The sequence below is a fragment of the Bacillus sp. Root131 genome (assembly GCF_001429475.1).
Taxonomy (GTDB): domain Bacteria; phylum Bacillota; class Bacilli; order Bacillales; family Bacillaceae_G; genus Bacillus_A; species Bacillus_A thuringiensis_S.
On sequence record NZ_LMJQ01000017.1, the window covers coordinates 1 to 22,883 of the forward strand.

Consider the following 22,883-nt stretch of genomic DNA (forward strand, 5'->3'; position numbering starts at 1 on the left):
AATCTTTTGAAGCCTGTTTGGGCACTTGTGCATTAATGTCTTTAACCACTCATATCTCTTTTGCTTCTTGATCTTTGTAAATCGTTTCTGTAAAGCTAACTGTGAAACAGATTTTCCAAATAGCTTATAGTATCTATCACTCATTCTTTTACAATAGTTATAAGCGAATCTTGCAGCTCCAGCATGGTTTCTAAGCACTTTTTCTTGTTCAGGCGTTGGAATCAGTCTGACTTTCTTCGCCAATATCATCAGAATGTAACTCCTTTAATGAAAGATTTGTTCTTCTGAATCGTAGCGTGTTCCACCAGCATTCTCCTGAGACCACTCGGATGCAAACCTGTTAATTCCGATACTTGACTAACTCGTGAAAATTTCATTATTATTCTCACCTCATCGAACCAAACATAGCACGTACGTTCGATAAAATAAATAAAGTTTGATAGATTCAATAAAATTTATCTTGTTCAACTAAGGGCGCAATTCCTTAGCCAGTTCTCTTATGAACTTCTCATGTTTTCACATGAGCGCAGACTATATGTTTATCTACTTAGAGATAGAGGATTTTTCCACCACCATAGGCTTGTGATGTACTCTCGTCAGTTATACGAGATAGTCGTTGAACGTTCATCTTATCCATTTTGACTTAGATGATTCGAGGCGGAAGACCCGTTGTTCTAGTGTTTAGGATTTCACCTTGCACGATCTGATTGATTTTTTCTGCTTTCGCGACATTCACGCTCACTATTTCTAGCCACGTTGTAGTTCAATCAGCTTTAGGGATTGCCCGCAGTTAACCCTCACTACTAGCCAATCACTTGACTAGCAGGGCTTACTGATATATNCGTTGTAGTTCAATCAGCTTTAGGGATTGCCCGCAGTTAACCCTCACTACTAGCCAATCACTTGACTAGCAGGGCTTACTGATATATTTAATTAACTTTCGTTATAATTGGTTAAATAAATCGTAACAGTTAGTTACCCTTTCGTTTTCTCAGCGGACTGCACAACATCAACTGCCGCTTTCACATCCGCTAAGTCATATGTAGAATGTACTTTCATAAAACGTAATTGCTTATTTTCTACTAAACGAATTAAGTGACGAAACGTTTCTTGCCATTTATATGGTGACACTTCATTATTCCAATGTCGTAAATGAAATATGTTTGCGTGTACTTTTGCTTTCGTGACAATCTCGGCCCAGTTCACTTGTATTCCTGATAGAAGACCGATCGTTAAAAAGTGCCCGTTTGGACGTAAGGAGAAAGCTAATTCATTTCCAGCCGGCCCCCCGATAGAATCAATCGCAGCATCTGCACCTCTGCCGTTTGTTAATGTCATAACTGTTTCATAAAGCGAAGCAGTGGAAGTATCAATTACATATGCAGCACCAAGGCGCAGTAATTCTTCTGTATGCTTATTATTTCTTGTAACGGCAATGAATTGGAAGTTTAAAATTTGTGATAACTGCGCAAATAGATGTCCAATAGCGGATCCACAAGCATTCACTAATAAAACGTCATTACTCTGTAAGTTTAACGTTTCTGTACAAGTAACCCACGCCGTAAGAGGGTTAATATACATTTGTGCCGCTGTAAAATCATCGATGGAATCAGGGATAGGGACTACAAAATCAGCTGACGTCTTCACATACTCCTGCCAAGTACCTTCTCCGCGTAACGGTAAAACACGTTTACCGATAAGGTCTCTCGTAACGCCCGCACCTACATCTTCTACAATACCAACACCTTCATAACCAGGTATGTTAGGTAAAGGAATTCTATGAGCGTACGCTCCCGTTATTGGAATTAAGTCAGATGGATTAATCGGTCTAACTAGCATACGAACGAAAACTTCATTATCTTTCAGTGGTTCTATATTTTTATATTCAACTTGTAATACGTCTTTTGGATTGCCAAACTTATGAAATTGAATGCATGTTCCAAGCAAAGTAATTTGCCCCCTTAGTTTGATTGGGTTTATTATAGCATTTTTGGTTTAGGTGGTTATTTTGTTAGTGATAAATAGGTTTTTTAATTTGCGTATTTATCAGAATTTTATAAAATGTGTATATAACTATAAAATGGGGGGATTTCTTCATGTGTACTAGTTTGACGTTACAAACAAAAAATTTCCAGCATCTTTTTGCGAGAACAATGGATTTCACATTAGATATGAATCAGGAAGTAATAATCATTCCTCGGCGTTATCAGTGGAAAAATATAACTGGTGAAACGATCCGAGCGAAAAAGGCTGTTGTCGGAATGGGAATTAATCATGAAGGAAGGGTCATTATGGCGGACGGAGTAAATGAAGCTGGTATGACATGTGCCACTCTCTATTTCCCGGGATTCGCTACTTATAGTAACAGCATAGATGACCATAAAACGAATTTAGCACCATTTGATTTTGTGGCTTGGAGCTTGACGCAGTTTAATTCTGTTGAAGAGTTAAAAAAATCTGTTGATAACATTTCCCTTATAGATGTACCATTACCAGTTTTAGGGATTACTCCGCCACTACATTGGATTTTAGCAGATAAATGGGGAGAGTGTATTGTACTTGAGCCGACAACTGATGGAATAAAAATGTATGACAATCCAATAGGAGTGATGACTAATAGCCCGGAGTTTAATTGGCATTTACAAAATTTAAGACAATATATTGGACTTAAATCGCAGCCATTTGCACCAACCGAGTGGGGAGACGTACCATTAAGTGCTTTTGGCCAAGGTTCCGGATCGATGGGACTTCCTGGAGATTTCACCCCGCCATCAAGATTCGTGCGGGCAGCATATGGCAAACAAAACATTCAAGGTATAGAGAACGAAGAAGAGGGGATATCGGCTATTTTTCATATCTTATCAAATTGTGAGGTTCCTAAGGGGGCAGTAATAACAGAAGACGGTATATTAGATAATACTATCTATACAAGTGCAATGTGTATGGAGTCTGGAACATATTATTACCATACTTACGATTGTAGACAAATTATAGCCATTCATTTATTCAATGAAAATTTAGATACAGCTGAGATTAAAACGTATCCGTTCCAGCGGAAGCAAAAAATCTTTTATGAAAACTGATAAAAACACCTCCATTGAATTTGCATACTTAGTATGCGAATTCGGGAGGTGTTTTTCTATTAAGCCGAAGCCTTCTTCATTCTCTCAAGTAAACTAGATAACACATGCGTACGATAAGATTCTAGTTTTTTACCTTCATAAGTACGAATACCTAATTTTTTAAGTTCTTTTACATACCAACCTTTGCTTCCGAAATACATGTGATCGCTCCCCTTCAACTTTGTTTTTATTTGTCCTGATTATACTTGGAGGAACAGGAATTATAATGAAGGAAATGAATTTCGCGCGAAAATGGTTAACTTTGTTGCAAAAGACATATATACTAAAGATAGTATACAACGAGGTGGACAAGACGTGATTATAGAGAAGCACGAAATTCAAATTGACCAAATTACTAGCGGTAAAGTGAATATCTTTACTTTCTATAGAAATAGAAAGCAAATTGATGATCATTTTTTACGATTGCAAGAACCATCGCTTACAGCAAACTACTTCTTCCATTTTCATTTTGATGCAGAGAGCTTGCATCTACTGCAGGAAGAGTTTCCAGGCGTATATCCGTACGACGGTAGTGAAACGATTCACGACTGGACGGAAAAGATGAAAGCTGAATTGCAACATCAGATCCAAACAGGTAAATGGAATAAACGCGTACGTATTGGTAATCGCATTCTAGATGTGGTGTTTACGTGGTGTGACGAAGATATAGTAGAGTGAAAAAGAAGCGGATGACGCTTCTTTTTTTTAGCGCTGGAATAAAACGAGCTTACCTGCAGTAGATGTACAGCGATGTGTTTTTTCATACAATCCTTTTTCTTGTAAAATAGATTCACCTTTTGCTTTTGCTTCTTTTTCAGTTGCCGCCTCGAATGATTCGTCTAATGCTTTTGAACCATCTTTTTCAAAGACTGTTAGAACGTATACTCCCATGAAAATTCCCTCCAATAATTAAAATCAGAATCTTATAATTATTTTGACATAAAACGCTACAATATGCAAAGAAATATATGACATTGCGTGGTAAAATAGAATGAAACTTTAATCATCGAGAATATTTTCATTCTCGATGATGATTAGTTTTCAGCGATGTTAATTTTAATAAAATGAAACTTTTGAAAGATAGAAAGGATCGTTATTTGTGAAACAAGTAAAGTTTATACATGCGGCTGATTTGCATTTGGATAGTCCGTTTAAAGGAATGGAGATGAATGTTGCGCAGTCTGTTTGGGAGAGAATGAAGCAAAGTACGTTTGAATCATTTGAGCGTATTGTTGATAAAGCGATTCAAGAGCGCGTTGATTTCGTATTACTAGCTGGGGATTTGTATGATGCGGAGACGAGAAGTTTGAGGGCGCAAGTGTTTGTGCGTGAGCAAATGAAGAGACTTTCGCAGTACGATATCCCTGTTTTTATTATTCACGGTAACCATGATCATTTAGGAGGAAGCTGGGCAGCGATTGAGTTTCCGGAAAATGTTCATGTGTTTACGGAGCCTTACGTAGAAGAGAAATCATTTTATAAAAATGGTGAGCTATTAGCTTCTATTTATGGGTTTAGTTATTTGCAGCAAGCGGTAACGGATAATATGACAGCGCAGTATACGAAAATGAGTGATGCGCCTTTTCATATTGGCATGCTTCACGGAAGTGTGGAAGGAGATGCAGAGCATAATCGCTATGCACCGTTTCAAATTCGTGAGTTGAAAGAAAAACAGTTTGATTATTGGGCTCTTGGCCATATACATAAACGTGAAATTTTATCAGAAGAGCCATACATTATTTATCCAGGGAACATACAAGGTCGTCATCGTAAGGAAACAGGTGAGAAGGGTGCGTACCTTATTGAACTTACGAAACAAGGAACGCACTGTTCATTTTTCCATACGGCAGATGTTGTATGGGATGAGATCGAGGTTTGTATTGATGGACTTGAAACTGTTGATGAACTTATGACGAGCATGTCAACTGCGATGAATGATTGCCGAAGAGAAGAGGAAGGGACGCTTTTAACTGTCGTATTCATAGGGCAGGGCCCACTTTCTCCTTATTTGCGTGACGAAAAGCGTGTGGAAGAGATTTTTCACATTTTAGCATCTGGCGAAGAGCGAAAAGATTTCGTATATGTGATGAAGTGGAAAAATGAGACGGTTTCTTTTGCGGAAATCGAGCGTTTGAAAGAAGAAAATCATTTCGTCGGTAGTGTGCTAAAAGAGTTAGAAGCTTTCACCAATATGGACGGCGTGTTGCGCACCATTTGGACGTCTCCTGTAGCGCGTAATAGTATTGAATCTTTTACAGAAGAAGAGAAGAAAGAGATTCAAAAGGAAGCAGAAAATATTATTTTAGAGCAATTATTCCAGCAAGAGAGGGATAAAAAATGAGAATTGAAAAACTCCATATTTATGGGTACGGAAAATTAGAAAATGTGGAAATGGATCTTTCCTTACTGACGGTGTTATACGGTGAAAATGAAGCGGGGAAATCGACAATTCGCTCGTTTATGAAAAGTATTTTGTTCGGTTTTCCGACGAGAGGACAGCGCCGTTATGAGCCAAAAGAAGGTGGGAAGTATGGCGGAGCGATGACTGTACAAACAGAGAAGTACGGTCGTTTGAAAATTGAACGATTGCCAAAGACGGCATCTGGCGAGGTGACCGTTTATTTTGAAGACGGGAAAACGGGCGGCGAGGAAATTTTAAACGATATATTAAGCGGGATGAATGAAAGTTTATTTGAATCGATCTTTTCATTTGATATGCATGGTCTTCAAAATATTCATCAGCTCGGCGAAGCGGATATTGGCAATTATTTATTTTCGGCAAGTGCAGTCGGAAGCGATGCGCTATTACAGTTAGATAAAAAGCTAGAAAAAGAAATGGATCAACGCTTTAAACCGAGTGGGCGTAAACCGGAAATTAACGTGTCACTGCAAGAGATGAAGAAACTTGAAGAGAAGATGAAAGAGTGGCAAGGGAAAATTGGCACGTATGAAAAACAAGTCGAGCAATTAAAAGAAAGTGAAGAGAAACTTGCTTCTGTTCGTATGGAGAAAGAGAGTGCAGAAAAACGAAAGCAAGATTATGAAATATTAGCAGCGCTTGAGCCACTCGTTATTGAAAAGCGTGCGCATGAGAAAGTGTTAGAAAATGAGAGCGGGCAGTTTCCTGTAAACGGAATGGCGCGCTATGAAGCGATTAAGGCGAAGATGGAGCCGCTCCAATTACAAGTTGACTCGCTCCATAAAAAAATAGAGACGGTGCAATCGGAAATTGCCTCGATTCAAATAGATGAAGAGTTTTTACAAAAAGAAAGTTATGTAGAAGAACTTCGTATGCAACATATGTCTTACGAAAATGCACGCCAAGAAATGCGTGATATGACAGGAAGTATTGCGAATATAAAAGAAGAAATTGCAGAACTAGAACAACAAATTGGTGCTACTTTTGAAAAGGAAGCGGTTCTTGCGTTTGACATGAGTTTGGCAACGAAAGAATTAATTACGCAAACCGTACAAAAAGCGCGTGAATTAGAAACGCAAAAAGCACAGCTTGATGATCGTTTTAAAGTAGCGCAAGAGCAATTAGAAGAACAAGAAGAAAATATAAGACAGATTCAGAAACAAATGTTAGTTGATGAAGAGCGAGATACGTTAGTTGAGAAAGAGAAATCGTTCCAAGATGCGGCGTTTATCGGTATGGGCGCAGAGAGAATGAAGCGCAAGTATGAGGAAAAAGCAGGAGCAGCTATGCAAAAGAAAAAGCAGTGGCAAAGAGTTTGTCTTCTGTTACTTCTTATTAACACGCTTGTTTTATTCACGAGTTTATTTATTGATAACCGCCCGCTCTTATTTATTAGTGTTATTGTTTTTGTAGGGATTGTTCTTGCCCTTGTTTTATATAAAGATCCGTCAAGTGGATTACAAGAAGAGCTTCTTACTCTTCAGCAAAGTGCTGGCGGGAGACAAAGTGAAGAAGTGCTGTCTGTGCGCTATCAGTTAGAAAAAGATGAAGAGATTCGGAAGCTATTTGAGCGTGAGTCTTATAAATTGCAGCAAATGGAGCGAGCTTATGATAAAGTCGTTTCATCGTATGAGGAATGGGAGAGAGAAACGTTCCAGGCGGGAGAACAAGTAGATGCATATAAAACGCGCTATATGTTCCCAGAATTTTATACGTATGCACACATATTGCCAGCGTTTGAGCGTATTGAAAAAATGCAGCAATTATATCGGGAGTTAGAAAAAGAAGGCACGCGAAAATCTTCATTATATGAAATGATTTCGCATTTTGAACAGAAACTAGAAGCTGTTATCGGTAGTGCGGAGTATAGTAAGCTACACGGGGCACAAAGTCGTATGCAAAATGAGAAAGAGAAGCGCCAAACTTGTAAGCAGTTAAAAGAAAAACTGGCGGAATGGCAAGAAGAATATGAGTTTATGCAAGAACAATTGAAACAACTGTTAGTAGAACGAAATGCATTATGGAATATTGCAGAGACTACAGATGAAGAGATGTTTTTAGAAGCGGGTAAACTGGCGGAAAAACGTGAAGATGCTGAGAAACAAGTAGTGCGTTTATTACCGCAAATTGATCTGTTAGAACAGCGTTTAAAGAGTTTATCATTAGCTGAACATTACGAAGCTGACGGTTATGAAGAGAAATTAAAGAGAGAAATTACAGTCGTACAAAACTGTCTGGCGCAAGAGAAAGAATTGACAGAGCGCATCGCGAAACATCGTATGGAAATTGCGAATTTAGAAGAAGGTAGTACGTACGGCGATTTAATGCATGAGTGGGAAATGAAAAAAGCGCAAGTACGTGAACAAGTGAAGAAGTGGGCTGCTTATGCGGCCGCAAAGACAGTATTAACGAAAACGAAGCAATATTATCATGAAGTGCATCTGCCTCGTATTTTACAAAAATCAGAAGAGTATTTCGTCTATTTAACGGGCGGACGCTATAGTAAAATCTTTTCACCGTCAGAGGCGGAGCCGTTCGTTGTTGAACGTAACGACGGTATACGTTTTTACAGTCATGAACTAAGCCAAGCGACAGCGGAGCAGTTATATTTATCGCTGAGATTTGCACTTGCGAAAACATTTGAACATGATTACCCATTTATTATTGATGATAGTTTCGTGCACTTTGATGCGGTAAGGACGGATCGAACGATTGAACTAATAAAGGAAATCGCAAAAGATAGACAAGTCATCTTCTTTACATGTCATGCGCATTTACTCGCGTATTTTACAGAAAAACAGATTATAAAATTAACACATAAGCGTAAAGAAAATGAGTTGTAATATGCTATACTAAAAGTAACTGATTTGGTGGAGGAATTCGAATGAAAAAGAAAATTGCAGAATATGAAGTTGGTGAACAAGTCGATGTTTTCTTGTTAATTAAAACAGCGACAAAAGGTCTAGCAAGTAATGGAAAGCCATTTTTAACAGTAATCTTACAAGATCCAAGTGGAGATATTGAAGCGAAGCTATGGGACGTATCACCAGAAGTTGAGAAACAATATGTAGCAGAAACAATCGTTAAAGTAGCTGGTGATATTTTAAACTACAAAGGACGTATTCAATTACGTGTGAAACAAATCCGTGTTGCGAATGAAAATGAAGTAACAGATATCTCGGATTTCGTAGAAAAAGCACCAGTGAAAAAAGAAGATATGGTTGAGAAAATTACGCAATACATATTTGAAATGAGAAACCCGAACATTCAGCGTCTAACAAGACATTTATTAAATAAGCATCAAAATGAATTTTTAGAATATCCAGCAGCGACAAAGAATCATCATGAGTTCGTATCTGGACTAGCTTATCACGTTGTATCAATGCTAGATTTAGCGAAAGCTATTTCAAATCTATACCCATCATTAGATAAAGACTTACTATATGCAGGCGTTATTTTACATGACCTTGGTAAAGTAATTGAACTATCTGGTCCAATTTCTACAACGTATACGTTAGAAGGAAATTTACTAGGCCACATTTCTATCATGGTGAACGAAATTGGTAAAGCAGCAGATGAGCTGAACATCGATGCAGAAGAAGTATTAATTCTTCAACACATCGTCCTTTCTCACCACGGAAAAGCAGAATGGGGTAGCCCAAAACCACCATTAGTAAAAGAAGCAGAAATTCTGCACTACATCGACAACTTAGATGCAAAAATGAACATGATGGACCGCGCATTAGGACGCACAAAACCAGGCGAATACACAGAGCGTGTCTTCGCACTTGATAATCGTTCGTTCTATAAACCGACGTTCCATAATTAAAAGTGTGAATAAAGTGGCCTCATTAAGTTCTAAAAGCTTAGTGAGGCTGTTTTCTTTATTAAAAATTAAATGAAATAGTTAAGAAGTACGCATGGGGGTAACGAAGAACGATTAAAACATATCTCACCACTAGAATGGGAGCATATCAACTTTAATATGGCAGATACTTAGAATCGCTTCAGCCTGTATAACAGGCCTAAAAATAAGAGTTGAAACTTGTTTAGCATCTATTTTTGTTAAAAGGTGGGAGAATTGTGCTATGATGTGAGCAAATATAAAACTATCTAAAGGAGGGATTCACATGCCGCATGTTGTGTTTCGTGGAATTACTACTGAACAATTAAAACACATAAGCAAGCCATTAGTAGAAGAGCTCGCAGAGATTTGTGAGTGTGGTACGGATAATTTTACGTTGGAACTACCAAGTTCTACGTTTGTATTCAATGGAGAAGAAATAGAAGCGTTTCCTCTTATTGAAGTGAAATGGTTCGAGCGTGGACAGGAAATTCGTGATCGATTTGCCAAGGCCATTACTACATATGTAATGGATTTTGGACTTCCAGAAGTAGAGGTTGTATTTACGGTTTTCACAGAATCAGCGTATTATATTAACGGGAAGCATTGTGCAAGTTAGAGCTATTATAAATGTTTTTGTAACATTTATCCCGCATTAACGGGCAGTAAGACCCCCACCTCAAAATTCAGCGGAAGCAAAGAAGTTAGGTGGGGGATCAACTGTCCGTAAAAGCCCGATTGGTTCAACTAATAATCAGTGGGGGATGAACAAAACCCCCACTGATTAAAGTTTCACTTTATAAGGGATAGAACCACATCGCTATCAAGCTAACTAGACAAAATACCCTCTAAAAAGAAAAAGGCGTTATTCTTTCTGAGAAATCATAGGAAAGGATAACGCCTTTATATCAATTTTAATATAATCGATTCACTTCTTTATAAAAAGTTTGGTTATTTTATTGAAGCTTATTCCACAAACACACCCGTTTGTTCATTTTTTACTGTTTGAAAGCCATACTTTTTATATTGATTCATTTATTGGAAAAACCGAAAGTTTTAAACTCTCTCTATTACATATTTATTTTTGGAAAAATAGCCTAACTCCAAATACTAATAATACTGTGCCAGTAATACCCTCTATTGTACGGTTCACCTTTTCTTTTCTTAAAAAAGTTCTTAATTGACGTATTAGAGAGATATAAAGTAAATACCATATTGCTGTCAAAGTCGTAAATGTGAATCCCAACAAAAGAAATTGGAAGAAATGACTTTGATTACTCACAATAAATTGGGGTAGAAAACTAAGGAAAAATACAGCCGTTTTTGGGTTTAAGATTGCCGTGGTAAATCCTTGTCTAAAACTTTTAACCGTTCCAATATCCTTAGAGTTTATTTCCACTGAACTTGACATATCTTCTTTTTTAGAAAAGGCACTTTTAATTGACTTTACAGCTAAATAAATTAAATAAAATGCCCCAGCATATTTTATTAATGTAAATAGCATAGCAAATTTCATTAAGATAGCAGAGAGTCCTAGTGTAGCCATTATTGTATGAATCATCATTCCAGATACTGTTCCTAAGACGGTCTTTATTCCACCATTTCTACCATGAGAGATAGTGTTTTTTGTAACTAAAGCAAAACCGGGACCAGGCATCATTATAATAAGGAGTGCTGTAAGGATAAATAGCATATAATTTTCCATGTTCTGGTATTTCCTTTCTGATTTTTAGTTTCGCTTATAGTATAGCTTTTTTCCTTAAAACATTAAATATAAAAAGTGTGATCAGGATAGTATCATAAGCTTTCAAGGAGTTGTAATTGAATTATAGAGGGCTTCACTTGAATAATGTTCTTCTGTAAATGAGCGTTTTAATAGAATGTCAATTACGTAAATAATCAGATTTTACACCCTAAATGTTATTTAACAAAAAAATCTTGAATTCGAGATTTTTCACTTGCTTTTCAATCACTTGAGGTGTAAAGTGATAGTAACGAAAGCGATTGAGTCATATGAAAAACATACACTCAGTTGTTTTCGATTAAAAAACAAAGTAACTTATACAGTAAAAACTAAGATGAATTTACAAAAACATAATTAAGAATAAATTGAAAAGCTAAAAACCATATTAGTTGTGGGAAATATTATTTTTTTAGTTATCACTTGACTAGTAAAACGAAACGGAGGAATAATCAATGTATAAAATTAAAGGGCATCATCACATTTCAATGGTTACGAAAAATGCAAATGAAAATAATCACTTTTATAAAAACGTGCTTGGCTTACGTCGTGTGAAAATGACAGTAAATCAAGATGATCCGTCAATGTACCACTTATTTTATGGAGATAAAACAGGAAGTTCAGGTACGGAATTATCATTTTTTGAAATTCCATTAGTAGGAAGAACATATCGCGGTACGAATGCGATTACTCGAATTGGATTACTCGTTCCTTCAGAGGAAAGCTTACATTACTGGAAAGAACGATTTGAGAATTTTGATGTGAAACATAGTGAAATGACAACATATGCAAATCGTCCTGCTTTACAATTTGAGGATGCTGAAGGTCTTCGCTTAGTACTACTCGTTTCAAACGGAGAAAAAGTAGAGCACTGGGAAACTTGGGAGAAATCAGAAGTTCCTGCAAAGCATCAAATTCAAGGAATGGGTTCTGTGGAAATGACAGTTCGTAGACTTGATAAAATGTCGAGTACACTTACAGAGATGTTCGGTTATACAGCGGTTAGCCGTAGCGAAGAGGAAGCAATTTTTCAATCCATTAAAGGAGAGGCTTTTGGAGAAATCGTTGTGAAATATTTAGATGGACCTACTGAAAAGCCGGGCCGAGGGAGCATTCACCATTTAGCAATTCGCGTGAAAAACGATGCAGAGCTTGCCTATTGGGAAGAACAGGTGAAACAAAGAGGCTTCCAGTCTTCAGGAATCATCGACCGTTTCTACTTTAAAAGCTTATATTTCCGTGAATCAAACGGAATCCTTTTTGAAATTGCGACAGATGGACCAGGATTTACAGTTGATGGAGATGTGGAACATTTAGGAGAAAAACTTGATTTACCACCGTTCTTAGAAGATCAGCGTGCAGAGATTGAAGCGAATTTAGCACCTATTGAAGAGAAGTAATAGGAGAGAAAATATAAATTAAAAAATATTGGAGGAATATAAAATGAACCAATTAAAAGGAATTCACCACGTTACAGCGATTACAAGTAGTGCAGAAAAAAACTATGAGTTTTTCACTCACGTTTTAGGAATGCGTTTAGTTAAGAAAACAGTAAACCAAGATGATATTCAAACGTATCATTTATTCTTTGCAGATGATAAAGGGAGTGCAGGAACAGATATGACATTCTTTGATTTCCCAGGTGTTCCGAAAGGCGTACACGGTACAAATGAAATTTCAAAAACTTCATTCCGTGTTCCGACTGATGCAGCATTAGAGTATTGGGTGAAACGCTTTGACCGTCTTGAAGTAGAACATACAGGAATTAAAGAGCAATTTGGTAAGAAAACTCTTTCTTTCGTTGACTTTGATGACCAAGAATATCAATTAATCTCAGATGAACTTGATAAAGGAATCGAATCAGGTACACCGTGGCAAAACGGGCCAGTACCATTAGAATATGCAATCACTGGTTTAGGACCTGTATTTATCCGTATTGCAAACTTTAGTTTCTTCAAAGAAGTGCTAGAAAAAGTTTTATTATTTAAAGAGGTTGCGCAAGAAGGAGAATTCTATTTATTTGAAGTAAATAAAGGTGGAAACGGTGCTTCTGTCGTTGTAGAACATAATACGGTTCTTCCAGAAGCACGACAAGGTTTTGGTACGGTTCACCATGCTGCATTCCGCGTAGAAGATCGCGCTGTATTAGAAGAATGGATTGAGAGAATCAGTAGCGTTGGACTTCCTTCATCTGGTTATGTAGACCGTCATTTCTTTGAATCATTATACGCAAGAGTTGCACCACAAATCTTATTTGAATTTGCAACAGACGGCCCAGGGTTTATGGGAGATGAGCCATACGAAACACTTGGCGAAAAATTATCTTTACCTCCATTCCTAGAGCCAAAACGTGAAGAAATTGAAAAATTAGTTCGTCCAATTGATACAGTGAGAAGTACGAAGGAATTCATTAAAGAGTAAAAATAGAGATAGTAAGTAGGAGAGCAAGTAGTTTTAGCGGAGTGCTGGAACTGCTTGCTTTTTTATTTATTCTAGTGAGTTTTCTGATAATTGTTTCTCAAGTTATCAAAAAGGAAAAGTTTGGTATAATTAATTAAAACATTAAATTTTCTGATAATTATTTTTCAATACATAGAAAAGGAGTGGTAATATACAATTTTGATAATTGTATAAAAATCCTAATTTTGGAGAAAAGGGGATGCGAGTTTATGGGAGCAGATGTAGTAACGCGGGAGCAAATGAGACACTTATTGGATGATTGGTATCATTCAATGTTAAAACAAGATGTGGTTAAAGCGAAAGTACTAAATGAGGAAATAGAGTCCAAGGTTATTTATATTAAAGAAGATCAGTATGCGGCATTTTATCACGCATTATTAAAATTCCGTTATCATGTGCTAATTGATAGTTTGAGTATTACAGAGAATAGTTTTGATGAAATTAATACCTTTATAATTCCTGATGACGCACTTTTAACACATTATTATCACTTATTTAAAGGTATTCATGCAATGTATATATCAAATTACATTGAGTCACAAAATCACTTTGAAGAGGCTGGGAAATTAATTAAATATATAACATCTTCGTTGGAACATGCTGAATTCAATTATAGATTTGCATATTTGTCTTATCAAACGTATAAACCATTGATGGCGATTGATCAAATACGTTTAGCAAAAGATGAATATGAAAAACATCCTGGCTATGAAGTTTGTATTGCTTTGTGTGAGAATATTTTTGCAATGGCTTGTATTGATTTAAAGCAATATGAACAAGCCGAAGAGAAGTTGAATTTGGCATTAGATGTATTTCAAAAGATAGATAATGAAAGATTTATTACAATGGTTCGTCATAATTTAGCATGGTTATATGCAAGTCAAAACCTTTCGAGTTTAGCAATTCGACATTTAGTAGAAGTAATAAAAAGTAATCCCAAACATTTCAAAGCAATGTTTGTATTAGCACGTGAATATTACAAAATTGGAAAAATCGATACTGCCGCTGAATTAATTGAAAAAGGATTAGATATATGTAATAAGATACAAAATAAAGAATTTCAGCACCGTTTTGTAATTTTAAAGGAAATGAATCAAAAGACGTCTAGTGTATTATTAGAATCCACTATTTTAAATGGGATTTTATATTTTGAGAAAGAAGGTTTGTTGGATTGTATTCAAGAATATACTGAGATTTTAGCTATGCAATTTTATAAAGAAGAAAACCATGTAAAGGCAAGTAAATATTTTTATATAAATAATCAAGCACAGAAAAAACATTTAGAAAAAGGGGCGTTGAAATAATGAAAAAAGTAGGCGTAATAGCAAAAGGATTAATTTTTGTAGGGATTCTTTCATTGGGACTTAATTTTTCTTCTACTACACAGCAAGCAGTTAATATTGGTGACGGAGGAGCACCAGCAAGACCAGACTACGTTAACATTGGCGACACAGGAGGAGCACCAGCAGATAATAGAGGCGACGGCGGAGTAAGCCAACTATAATAACAAAGAAAGGGACTTCAACATGAAGTCCCTTTTTCTATTTTCAGGCCATGTAGAGAAAAGAATTGACTTACTTTAAATATGTAACTATAATAGTTACATAATAACCATTAGTAATAGAAATGAGTTATATTTTTTTAGTATAATTGTAACTATCTCAGTTACAATTAAAAGGAGAACATAAAACAACCAAAAAATGTAAAAACTTTAAATAGAAACAAGAGAAAGGAGACGGGAACTTTGAAACGGTTTAAGTTTTATATGATTAGCGGTATTGTGCTCGTTTGGTTAATTGTTTGTAACTTCGTTGAGAAGCCGATTGCGAAGGTTGGAGAAGTGAAAGATACTGTTATGATGAAGTTGAATACGAAAGAGAGTATGGCGCAAATTGATGGGCAGACGATTTATTTTAAACAAATTGGTGAGGGGAAACCTCCGTTACTTATGCTTCACGGGTTTGGTGGTTCTTCTGATGGGTTTAGTGATATTTATCCGGAACTAGCGCGAGACCATACGATTATTGCGGTTGATATTTTAGGGTTTGGGCGTTCTTCTAAACCTATTGATTTTCAGTATTCGTTTCCTGCGCAAGTGAATTTATATTATAAGTTAATGAAGAAGCTCGGATACGATCAGTTTGCGGTGCTCGGCCATTCAATGGGCGGAGAGATGTCCCTTAATTTAGCGTATTTATATCCGGATGCAGTGACGCATCTCATCTTGGCGGATGCCACAGGGATAGAGTCTTTCCAGCAAAAAGAAAGTTATGAAGTACCACCGCTATCGACGGACTTACAAACTGTAACTGAGATTGCGAAGTATAATAAAAATGAAGTGAAAAATAGTCGTGATGATAAAGAGCATTATGATCAGCTTACGAAAATGAGAGAGCGCCGCATTGCGATGGAAGCAGATAAAATTAAGGTACCGACTTTAATTTTATGGGGACGACATGATAAGAGTGTTTCTTGGAAAAATGGTGAACTGTATCATGGGCTATTTGCGAATAGTACGTTTCATATTATTGAAAAAGGATACCACGCACCGTTTCGTCAGGAACCAATTGAGTTTATGGAATATGTACAAGCATTTTTCGCGAAGCATCCACAATAAAAATTTTAAGCATAAATCCACTTCTTTCCTCATAAAGTGAAACTAATAAGGCTTGTCTAAGGAAAGGAATGAAGTGATTTGGAAACTTTACCATGGTGGGTTTATCTTGTAATTGTCGGGATTGTACTAAGTGGCTACATGGTTTTATATACTTCGAAAAAAGAGCAAGATATGGATAATGAGTTTATTGAAAAAGAAGGCGAAGTATATATGAAGCGCTTAGAAGAAGAGCGTGAGAAACGTAATCAGGATAGTGATAAAGATTCGGTATTGCTTTAATAAAAATTTCGAAAGGCTACCACCTAGTAGAACTTTACAACTAGGTGGTAGCCTTTTTCTTCTTGGGGATCAGGTTATATAAATTTAATATTACATGTATACGAGATTCATCAGAACTTTTATTGATGGTATTTATATATTTTTTTACTCATAAGAATGGAACTAGCGGGGGATTTTACTGGGGGGGATTAACAATGCATAGGGATGAAACATCATTACATCCTGATACAGGTGTTACATCTGTAATGTTTGTTGAGCGTTCATTAAATGAAATTCGTTTTTGGTCTAGAATCATGAAGGAGCATTCTTTTTTTCTTCGCTTAGGGTTTAGATGCGAGGATACTCAACTAATTGAAGAGGCTAATCAATTTTATCGATTGTTTGAACATATCGAACAAATAGCGCATTCCTATACAAATGAAACAGATCCTGAGCAAATAAAAAGATTTAATGCAGAAGTACAACAAGCCGCAACTAATATTTGGGGATTTAAAAGAAAAATCTTAGGATTAATTCTCACATGTAAATTGCCAGGACAAAATAACTTTCCACTGTTAGTTGACCATACAAGTAGGGAAGCTGACTATTTTAGAAAACGTTTAATACAATTAAATGAAGGGAAATTAGATGCCCTTCCTGATGCTATTATTAAAGAAAATGTTTTCTTTTTACGGATTATGGCAGACCATGCTAAATTTATTGGCCATCTTCTTGATCCATCGGAAAGAAAGCTTGTAGATACAGCACGGAATTTTAGCAATGATTTTGATGAATTGATGTATCAAGCAATTGACTTAGAATCTATGAAACCACAATCCCAAACAGTCCCACTTTTAGATCAATTTTTAGATCAAAATCGTGTGTCGGTTACATCTCTTCGGGATTTTAAGAAAACAGCACGTGATTTAATTGAGCAATGTAAAATAAAGAGTATCATTCATCCATTATTAGCAGACCATGTTTTCCGTGAAGCTGATAGATTTCTTGAAATCATTGATATGTATGATGTTCATCTTACAAATATTCAATCACAACCTAGATATTAGAAGATAAGGAAAGATACTATTTTTTCCTTAAGCCGAGAAGTTAACAATTTATTGTTAGCTTCTTTTCTTTGTGATTAAAATTTTCTTTTAAGGACTACATAAATCCCTTTCACCAAATATGTAATTCTTTGTAAAATGATATATATGGAAAGATTATGAATATACAGGAAATCTATGGATAGTAGATTTTAATAAATTATTCGGGGGAAATTTATTAGTTAAGTATATTAACTTGTTTGCACTACATTTTACAAATAAAGGGGTATTAGTAATCATGAAAGCAAAGAAATTAGTAAGTTTAGCGTTACCAGTTATGTTATTGAGTGGTTGTATTACAATTGAAACTGATGGTAAGAAAGCTGAGCCAAAGAAAGAAGAAACGCAAAAGGTAGAGAAAGAGAATAAGACTTCTGAAAAAGAGAGTAAGTCAACTGATAGCAAGAAAGAGGATAGCTTATCTGTAGCGAAAGGTGAAGGTACAAACAGTAGTTCATCAAGTAGTCAACCAAGTTCTTCTTCAAATAATTCAACTTCTTCTAGTTCTTCAACTGGTAAGGTAACTGGTTCAGATGTTGAAAGGTACAAGGCAGATATCATAAATAGTGCTACTCAAATTGAAGATACAATGAAATTAATTGAAGGAATAGCAGATTCAGACGTAAAATCATACAAACAAAAGAAAAGTGAAGTACAACTGAGTTTAGGTGGAGCAAAGGCAACTGCAACGAAACTGAAGAATCTACAAGCACCTCCTGAATTACAGGGAGAACAAGTGAAGATAAAGCAATCGATGGAACTGTATGCGGATTGTTTCCAACTTCTCTTTGATGCATTAGACCAAGAAGACGAGAGTAAAATGCATCAATCATTAAGTAAAGCACAAGAAGGTTCAAAACTGTTTGAAGAAGCAGCGAAGAGTATCGGTAGCAAAACAAACTAAGAGTAAATTACTTTAAGGAGTATGAGGTATGAAAGTGAAGAAACTAATGGCTGCTGTAGTTCCAGTTACATTATTATTAAGTGGTTGTGTTACAGTAAAAGATTCGGCAAGTAAAGAAGCAAAGACAGAAGAAACAAGTAAAGCTAAGTCTTCTGGAACAAAAGAAAAATCAACTAATTCGAAAGAAGAAAGTAAAGATGTTCAAAAGGTTCGAGTTTTAGATGAAGATTATGCACAATATTTATTAGACATTGAACAGGATATGTTAAGACGATTTGATTACTATGATGCATCTGTAAAGGATTTGAGAAACGGAAGTAAATCAAAAGCTGAGGTATTAGATAGTGTTAAAGACATCTATAAAGTATTTGATAAGATAGAGAAGATTTCTGCACCGCCAAAACATAAAGAAGACCAAAAAGAGATTGAAAGAGCTGCAGGTAAACTAAGAGAAACATTCGGTGAAATAGAGAAGTTATTCAACGATAAAGGTTTTAGCTTAGAGACTGATAAGGAAATCTTAAATAAAGCAAATATAAAATTAGAGGAAGCAAAACGTATTTGGAAACCTACATTTGATAAGTTAAGGGCTGAAGTAAAAGGTGATACAACCACGGAAAAATCTACTAGTACAACAAGTAGTTCTACACAGGCAAACCCAACTACTGGCAGTCAGGCTCAAACAGATAAAAGTCAAGCAAAAACTGGGGTATTTGTAGATACAGTTGGTACAAGTGAAGAGTTAGGAATTAGTTATAGCAACATGCAGAAGAACATTAAAGATGGTACTGAGATTATTGGTAATTGGGGTATTGATTACGGCAGTGGCGTAAAAACTACGCTAGTACTAAAAGGTGATAAAACATTTGAGTCTTATGCGAATGGTTCTTATCCGAATAAAGATAACTATTTAACAGGAACATATACGGTGGATGTCCCATCATTCCAGTTATCTTTAAAAGTAACAAAAGCAGTTAAAGACGATCAAGAAGTAAAGTTAACAAATGATAGTATCATGTATAAATTGCAAAACTATGATGGAAACACATTACAAATTTATCATATGGACGATAATGTTCGTATTCGATATGTAAAACAATAAATAATTGGTGAAAAACTCTGTAATAAATTTTACAGGGTTTTTTATTAGTTTTAATTTAATTTCTTCATTATCTTTCCAGACGCTGTCCATACTAGTATAAGTTGAGAAATGAACAAAACGATAATGATAGGCAGTTGATGTAACTCCATAGTAACTGTAACCATCTAAAGCCCAATTCATACACTATGGTGGAGGATTTTCACCTAATAACCGGATGAAAAAGGGGTGTAATCATGAAGAAACGTACTGTTAATGAAGCGGGAGGGAAAGTGCCGCAACCAATCCGCAGCGACGGAGCAGGTGCAATTGATTCTGGACCTCGTAATGTTATGCGAGATATTCAAAATCCGAATATGCTTGTTCCACCTATAACGGATGCAGGATTAGTTCCTAACTTGAAGTTTTCATTCTCGGACACTTCTATGATTTTGAAACACGGCGGGTGGTCTCGGGAGATTACTGCTCGGGAACTACCAGTTTCGACGACGATTGCTGGGGTAAATATGAGCTTAACGGCCGGTGGAATACGAGAACTTCATTGGCATAAAGAAGCGGAATGGGCGTATATGCTTTTAGGACGGGCACGCATAACGGCTGTTGATCAAAATGGACGGAATTTTATTGCTGATGTTGGACCAGGTGATCTTTGGTATTTTCCGCCTGGTATTCCGCATTCCATTCAAGGATTGGAACATTGTGAATTTCTACTTGTTTTCGATGATGGACATTTTTCTGATTTATCTACTTTAGCTATTTCTGATTGGTTTGCGCATACGCCAAAAGAAGTGTTGTCGGCTAATTTTGGAGTACCTGAGAGTGCTTTTCATTCTATCCCTTCAGGTCAAGTTTATATTTATCAAGGAGAGGTGCCAGGTTCGCTTGAAAGTCAGGAAGTTCAATCACCGAAAGGGGAAGTTCCTTTAACATTTAAACATGAACTGTTAAAACAAAAGCCAATTAAGACTCCTGGTGGTAGCGTTCGAATTGTAGATTCTACAAATTTCCCTATTTCAAAAACGATCGCAGCAGCGCTCGTTGAGGTTGAGCCTGGTGGAATGAGAGAACTTCATTGGCACCCGAATAATGATGAATGGCAATATTATTTGACAGGAGAAGCGAGAATGACTGTGTTTCTTGGAAATGGTACCGCTCGTACATTTGATTATAGAGCTGGTGATGTCGGATATGTACCGTTTGCGACGGGGCATTATATTCAAAATACAGGTACCGAAACATTATGGTTTTTAGAGATGTTCAGAAGCAATCGTTTTGAAGATGTATCGTTAAATCAATGGATGGCACTGACTCCTAAAGAAATAGTGGAGAGTAATATACATGTTGGCCCGCAAGTAATGGATTCCCTGCGTAAGGAGAAGTGGCCTGTTGTGAAATATCCGGGGTTTTCGTATAGTCCGAAAAATGATGAGTAAAAATGAAAATTTGCGTTATTCTTTCTGGAGACTGATAAGAAGGGATGGCGTATTTTTTATGCCTAATCTAGTCTTTATCCCGCTATTTGCCGGGCTGTCCGTAAAAGCCCGATTGGTGAGGGCTGATTAAAGTTTCACTTTATTAGTATCCGCTCTTTGTATTATTGTTCGGGAAATTATTATTGGAGCATAGTATAGGGAAGATACATATAAAATAGCACTATTATAAGCTGTAACGCATAAGTTGCACAGGCGATGCAACGATAACTAGCTTTACTCTTCATCATTTATTTGAACATAATGGGCATAGAGAGGTGATAAACACAGTATGATTTTTAGTGAGCGTTTAAAAGAAGAAAGGGAAAAAAGAAATTGGTCGCAAAATGATTTGGCTGAAAAAATTCATGTAAGTAGGCAATCTGTTTCGAAATGGGAGACGGGAAAGAACTATCCGAGCATTGAAATTATTATTCATTTAAGTGATTTGTTCGATATTACGATTGATGAACTGCTAAGGAGTGATGAAGAATTGACGCAGAAAGTAATTGAAGATAGTAAGAAATTGGCATATCCAAAATGGAAGGTGTTTTTTGATAGTTTATTTATGATAGGGGTATTTTTACTTATTGCAAAAATCGTTGTATGGATGCTAAATAAATTTGCTGGAGCAAGTATTGCAATTGTAGCAGATGCGCCATATGTAATGAATCTTTTACCCCTTGCATTCATGATTATAGGTGGTATAGGTTCCGATAAGTTGAAGGAAATATATAGATAGAGGAAATAATTTCTCTGCACTAGCTGTTCTTTCTACTCAAATTGTGTACTATAAAGGATAGATAGGAAGGGTAACTAACTGTTACGATTTATTTAACCATTTATAACCAAAGTTAATTAAATATATCAGTAAGCCCTGCTAGTCAAGTGATTGGCTAGTAGTGAGGGTTAACTGCGGGCAATCCCTAAAGCTGATTGAACTACAACGTGGCTAGAAATGNATATATCAGTAAGCCCTGCTAGTCAAGTGATTGGCTAGTAGTGAGGGTTAACTGCGGGCAATCCCTAAAGCTGATTGAACTACAACGTGGCTAGAAATGGCGAGCGTGAATGTCGCGAAAGCAGAAAAAATCAATCAGATGGTGCAAGGTTAAATCCTAAACACTAGAACAATGGGTCTTCCGCCTCGAATCATCTAAGTCAAAAGCGATAAGATGAACGTTCAACGACTATCTCGTATAACTGACGAGAGTACATCACAAGCCTATGGTGGTGGAAAAATCCTCTATCTCTAAAGAGATAAACATATAGTCTGCGCTCATGTGAAAATATGAGAAGTTCATAAGAGAACTGGCTAAGGAATTGCGCCCTTAGTTGAACGAGATAAATTTAATCAAATCTATCAAACCTCATCGAATCTATCGAACGCATGTGCTATCGTGGGTTCAATGAGGTAAGAATAATAATGAAATTTTCACGAGTTAGTCAAGTATCAGAATTAACAGGTTTGCATCCGAGTAGTCTTACGAGAATGCTGGTGGAACACGCTACGATTCAGAAGAACAAATCTTTCATTAAAGGAGTTACATTCTGATGATATTGGCGAAGAAAGTCAGACTAATTCCAACGCTTGAACAAGAAAAAGTGCTTAGAAACCATGCTGGAGCTGCAAGATTCGCTTATAACTATTGTAAAAGAATGAGTGATAGATACTATAAGCTATTTGGAAAATCTGTTTCACAGTTAGCTTTACAGAAACGATTTACAAAGATCAAGAAGCGAAAGAAATATGAGTGGTTAAAAGACATTAATGCACAAGTGCCCAAACAGGCTTCAAAAGATTTTGATACGGCGAGAAAACATTCGTTCAAAAAGTACAAAAATGG

At 36.3% G+C, this 22,883-nt stretch carries 24 protein-coding genes and 1 pseudogene; 19 read left to right on the top strand and 6 right to left on the bottom strand.

All coding sequences use genetic code 11. The annotated features are described in order from the left end of the window. The 3 genes and pseudogenes from ASE54_RS23870 to ASE54_RS23875 form a co-directional block, all read right to left on the bottom strand. Positions 1-249 (bottom strand): annotated as a pseudogene (locus ASE54_RS23870) (helix-turn-helix domain-containing protein); the annotation flags it as partial. Next, positions 249-377, bottom strand: coding sequence for a hypothetical protein (locus tag ASE54_RS37425; RefSeq protein WP_000672782.1), 129 nt, complete (start codon positions 375-377; stop codon positions 249-251). The gene ASE54_RS37425 and the pseudogene ASE54_RS23870, both read right to left, overlap by 1 nt. 598 nt (positions 378-975) lie before the next feature. Further along, a complete protein-coding gene (locus tag ASE54_RS23875) occupies positions 976-1,947 on the bottom strand; it encodes a zinc-dependent alcohol dehydrogenase family protein (protein WP_000901740.1) in 972 nt (323 codons plus the stop codon). Between the two features lie 149 nt (positions 1,948-2,096). Here ASE54_RS23875 and ASE54_RS23880 point away from each other — a divergent pair, with 149 nt between their 5' ends. Continuing rightward, the gene (locus ASE54_RS23880; protein ID WP_000337587.1) at positions 2,097-3,083 is read left to right on the top strand and encodes a choloylglycine hydrolase family protein; all 987 of its coding nucleotides are present in this window, start codon (positions 2,097-2,099) and stop codon (positions 3,081-3,083) included. Positions 3,084-3,142: 59 nt separating this feature from the next. Here ASE54_RS23880 and ASE54_RS35155 read toward each other — a convergent pair whose 3' ends face one another. Beyond that, complete coding sequence (locus tag ASE54_RS35155; RefSeq protein ID WP_000273536.1) at positions 3,143-3,283, bottom strand: YflJ family protein; 141 nt, start codon at positions 3,281-3,283, stop codon at positions 3,143-3,145. A gap of 154 nt (positions 3,284-3,437) precedes the next feature. Between ASE54_RS35155 and ASE54_RS23885 the strand changes: the two genes are divergently transcribed. Next, positions 3,438-3,800, top strand: coding sequence for a hypothetical protein (locus ASE54_RS23885; protein WP_000582776.1), 363 nt, complete (start codon positions 3,438-3,440; stop codon positions 3,798-3,800). A 27-nt stretch (positions 3,801-3,827) separates the two neighbouring features. Here the strand turns inward: ASE54_RS23885 and ASE54_RS23890 are convergent, their stop codons facing one another. Beyond that, on the bottom strand, positions 3,828-4,013 hold the full coding sequence (locus ASE54_RS23890) for a YhzD family protein (protein WP_000539552.1): 186 nt from the start codon (positions 4,011-4,013) through the stop codon (positions 3,828-3,830). A 208-nt stretch (positions 4,014-4,221) separates the two neighbouring features. Between ASE54_RS23890 and ASE54_RS23895 the strand changes: the two genes are divergently transcribed. From ASE54_RS23895 to ASE54_RS23910, 4 genes are all read left to right on the top strand, one after another. Beyond that, positions 4,222-5,463 (top strand): DNA repair exonuclease, encoded by a 1,242-nt coding sequence (locus ASE54_RS23895; RefSeq protein WP_000815702.1) that lies wholly within the window; start codon positions 4,222-4,224, stop codon positions 5,461-5,463. After that, on the top strand, positions 5,460-8,384 hold the full coding sequence (locus tag ASE54_RS23900) for an AAA family ATPase (protein ID WP_001217610.1): 2,925 nt from the start codon (positions 5,460-5,462) through the stop codon (positions 8,382-8,384). Before ASE54_RS23895 ends, ASE54_RS23900 begins: the two co-directional genes overlap by 4 nt. Before the next feature lie 41 nt (positions 8,385-8,425). Continuing rightward, complete coding sequence (gene yhaM, locus ASE54_RS23905; protein ID WP_000726650.1) at positions 8,426-9,370, top strand: 3'-5' exoribonuclease YhaM; 945 nt, start codon at positions 8,426-8,428, stop codon at positions 9,368-9,370. Between the two features lie 301 nt (positions 9,371-9,671). Next, positions 9,672-10,004: a DUF1904 family protein gene (locus ASE54_RS23910; RefSeq protein WP_001120954.1), complete on the top strand. Its 333-nt coding sequence runs from the start codon at positions 9,672-9,674 to the stop codon at positions 10,002-10,004. A gap of 459 nt (positions 10,005-10,463) precedes the next feature. Here the strand turns inward: ASE54_RS23910 and ASE54_RS23915 are convergent, their stop codons facing one another. Then, positions 10,464-11,090 carry a LysE family translocator gene (locus ASE54_RS23915; protein ID WP_000433010.1) on the bottom strand — a complete coding sequence of 209 codons (627 nt, stop codon included), beginning with the start codon at positions 11,088-11,090 and terminating at the stop codon, positions 10,464-10,466. 491 nt (positions 11,091-11,581) lie between these two features. Here ASE54_RS23915 and ASE54_RS23920 point away from each other — a divergent pair, with 491 nt between their 5' ends. From ASE54_RS23920 to ASE54_RS23975, 13 genes are all read left to right on the top strand, one after another. Next, on the top strand, positions 11,582-12,526 hold the full coding sequence (locus tag ASE54_RS23920; RefSeq protein ID WP_000276687.1) for a ring-cleaving dioxygenase: 945 nt from the start codon (positions 11,582-11,584) through the stop codon (positions 12,524-12,526). A 43-nt stretch (positions 12,527-12,569) separates the two neighbouring features. Next, entirely contained in the window at positions 12,570-13,547 is a 978-nt protein-coding gene (locus ASE54_RS23925; protein WP_001072576.1) for a ring-cleaving dioxygenase, read from the top strand. A 248-nt stretch (positions 13,548-13,795) separates the two neighbouring features. Continuing rightward, positions 13,796-14,890 carry a hypothetical protein gene (locus ASE54_RS23930; protein WP_000500598.1) on the top strand — a complete coding sequence of 365 codons (1,095 nt, stop codon included), beginning with the start codon at positions 13,796-13,798 and terminating at the stop codon, positions 14,888-14,890. After that, entirely contained in the window at positions 14,890-15,090 is a 201-nt protein-coding gene (locus tag ASE54_RS23935; protein ID WP_000755466.1) for a Phr family secreted Rap phosphatase inhibitor, read from the top strand. Before ASE54_RS23930 ends, ASE54_RS23935 begins: the two co-directional genes overlap by 1 nt. A 240-nt stretch (positions 15,091-15,330) precedes the next feature. Further along, complete coding sequence (locus ASE54_RS23940) at positions 15,331-16,203, top strand: alpha/beta hydrolase (protein WP_003260572.1); 873 nt, start codon at positions 15,331-15,333, stop codon at positions 16,201-16,203. Between the two features lie 78 nt (positions 16,204-16,281). Then, positions 16,282-16,482 (top strand): sporulation YhaL family protein, encoded by a 201-nt coding sequence (locus ASE54_RS23945; RefSeq protein WP_000449223.1) that lies wholly within the window; start codon positions 16,282-16,284, stop codon positions 16,480-16,482. Between the two features lie 194 nt (positions 16,483-16,676). Then, positions 16,677-17,528, top strand: coding sequence for a DUF2935 domain-containing protein (locus tag ASE54_RS23950; protein WP_000554483.1), 852 nt, complete (start codon positions 16,677-16,679; stop codon positions 17,526-17,528). Between the two features lie 274 nt (positions 17,529-17,802). After that, entirely contained in the window at positions 17,803-18,468 is a 666-nt protein-coding gene (locus ASE54_RS23955) for a hypothetical protein (RefSeq protein ID WP_000644836.1), read from the top strand. A 28-nt stretch (positions 18,469-18,496) separates the two neighbouring features. Beyond that, positions 18,497-19,570, top strand: coding sequence for a DUF3994 domain-containing protein (locus ASE54_RS23960; protein ID WP_000865194.1), 1,074 nt, complete (start codon positions 18,497-18,499; stop codon positions 19,568-19,570). Positions 19,571-19,803: 233 nt separating this feature from the next. Beyond that, positions 19,804-21,000 (top strand): cupin domain-containing protein, encoded by a 1,197-nt coding sequence (locus tag ASE54_RS23965; protein ID WP_000747506.1) that lies wholly within the window; start codon positions 19,804-19,806, stop codon positions 20,998-21,000. A 328-nt stretch (positions 21,001-21,328) separates the two neighbouring features. After that, the gene (locus ASE54_RS23970; RefSeq protein ID WP_000577639.1) at positions 21,329-21,778 is read left to right on the top strand and encodes a helix-turn-helix transcriptional regulator; all 450 of its coding nucleotides are present in this window, start codon (positions 21,329-21,331) and stop codon (positions 21,776-21,778) included. Between the two features lie 684 nt (positions 21,779-22,462). Next, positions 22,463-22,591 carry a hypothetical protein gene (locus ASE54_RS37430; RefSeq protein ID WP_000672787.1) on the top strand — a complete coding sequence of 43 codons (129 nt, stop codon included), beginning with the start codon at positions 22,463-22,465 and terminating at the stop codon, positions 22,589-22,591. Further along, on the top strand, positions 22,591-22,883 hold a 293-nt coding region (locus ASE54_RS23975; protein WP_157449596.1), incomplete at its 3' end, for a helix-turn-helix domain-containing protein. The genes ASE54_RS37430 and ASE54_RS23975, both read left to right, overlap by 1 nt.

Excerpts from the sequence above, each read along its gene's own strand:
- ASE54_RS23900 (WP_001217610.1), top strand. The coding sequence starts at position 5,460 with ATGAGAATTGAAAAACTCCATATTTATGGGTACGGAAAATTAGAAAAT.
- ASE54_RS23920 (WP_000276687.1), top strand. The coding sequence starts at position 11,582 with ATGTATAAAATTAAAGGGCATCATCACATTTCAATGGTTACGAAAAAT.
- ASE54_RS23970 (WP_000577639.1), top strand. The coding sequence starts at position 21,329 with ATGATTTTTAGTGAGCGTTTAAAAGAAGAAAGGGAAAAAAGAAATTGG.
- ASE54_RS23910 (WP_001120954.1), top strand. The coding sequence starts at position 9,672 with ATGCCGCATGTTGTGTTTCGTGGAATTACTACTGAACAATTAAAACAC.
- ASE54_RS23965 (WP_000747506.1), top strand. The coding sequence starts at position 19,804 with ATGAAGAAACGTACTGTTAATGAAGCGGGAGGGAAAGTGCCGCAACCA.
- ASE54_RS23925 (WP_001072576.1), top strand. The coding sequence starts at position 12,570 with ATGAACCAATTAAAAGGAATTCACCACGTTACAGCGATTACAAGTAGT.
- ASE54_RS23890 (WP_000539552.1), bottom strand. The coding sequence starts at position 4,013 with ATGGGAGTATACGTTCTAACAGTCTTTGAAAAAGATGGTTCAAAAGCA.
- ASE54_RS23955 (WP_000644836.1), top strand. The coding sequence starts at position 17,803 with ATGAAAGCAAAGAAATTAGTAAGTTTAGCGTTACCAGTTATGTTATTG.
- ASE54_RS23960 (WP_000865194.1), top strand. The coding sequence starts at position 18,497 with ATGAAAGTGAAGAAACTAATGGCTGCTGTAGTTCCAGTTACATTATTA.
- yhaM (WP_000726650.1), top strand. The coding sequence starts at position 8,426 with ATGAAAAAGAAAATTGCAGAATATGAAGTTGGTGAACAAGTCGATGTT.
- ASE54_RS23915 (WP_000433010.1), bottom strand. The coding sequence starts at position 11,090 with ATGGAAAATTATATGCTATTTATCCTTACAGCACTCCTTATTATAATG.
- ASE54_RS37425 (WP_000672782.1), bottom strand. The coding sequence starts at position 377 with ATGAAATTTTCACGAGTTAGTCAAGTATCGGAATTAACAGGTTTGCAT.
- ASE54_RS23880 (WP_000337587.1), top strand. The coding sequence starts at position 2,097 with ATGTGTACTAGTTTGACGTTACAAACAAAAAATTTCCAGCATCTTTTT.
- ASE54_RS23930 (WP_000500598.1), top strand. The coding sequence starts at position 13,796 with ATGGGAGCAGATGTAGTAACGCGGGAGCAAATGAGACACTTATTGGAT.
- ASE54_RS37430 (WP_000672787.1), top strand. The coding sequence starts at position 22,463 with ATGAAATTTTCACGAGTTAGTCAAGTATCAGAATTAACAGGTTTGCAT.
- ASE54_RS23950 (WP_000554483.1), top strand. The coding sequence starts at position 16,677 with ATGCATAGGGATGAAACATCATTACATCCTGATACAGGTGTTACATCT.
- ASE54_RS23935 (WP_000755466.1), top strand. The coding sequence starts at position 14,890 with ATGAAAAAAGTAGGCGTAATAGCAAAAGGATTAATTTTTGTAGGGATT.
- ASE54_RS35155 (WP_000273536.1), bottom strand. The coding sequence starts at position 3,283 with ATGTATTTCGGAAGCAAAGGTTGGTATGTAAAAGAACTTAAAAAATTA.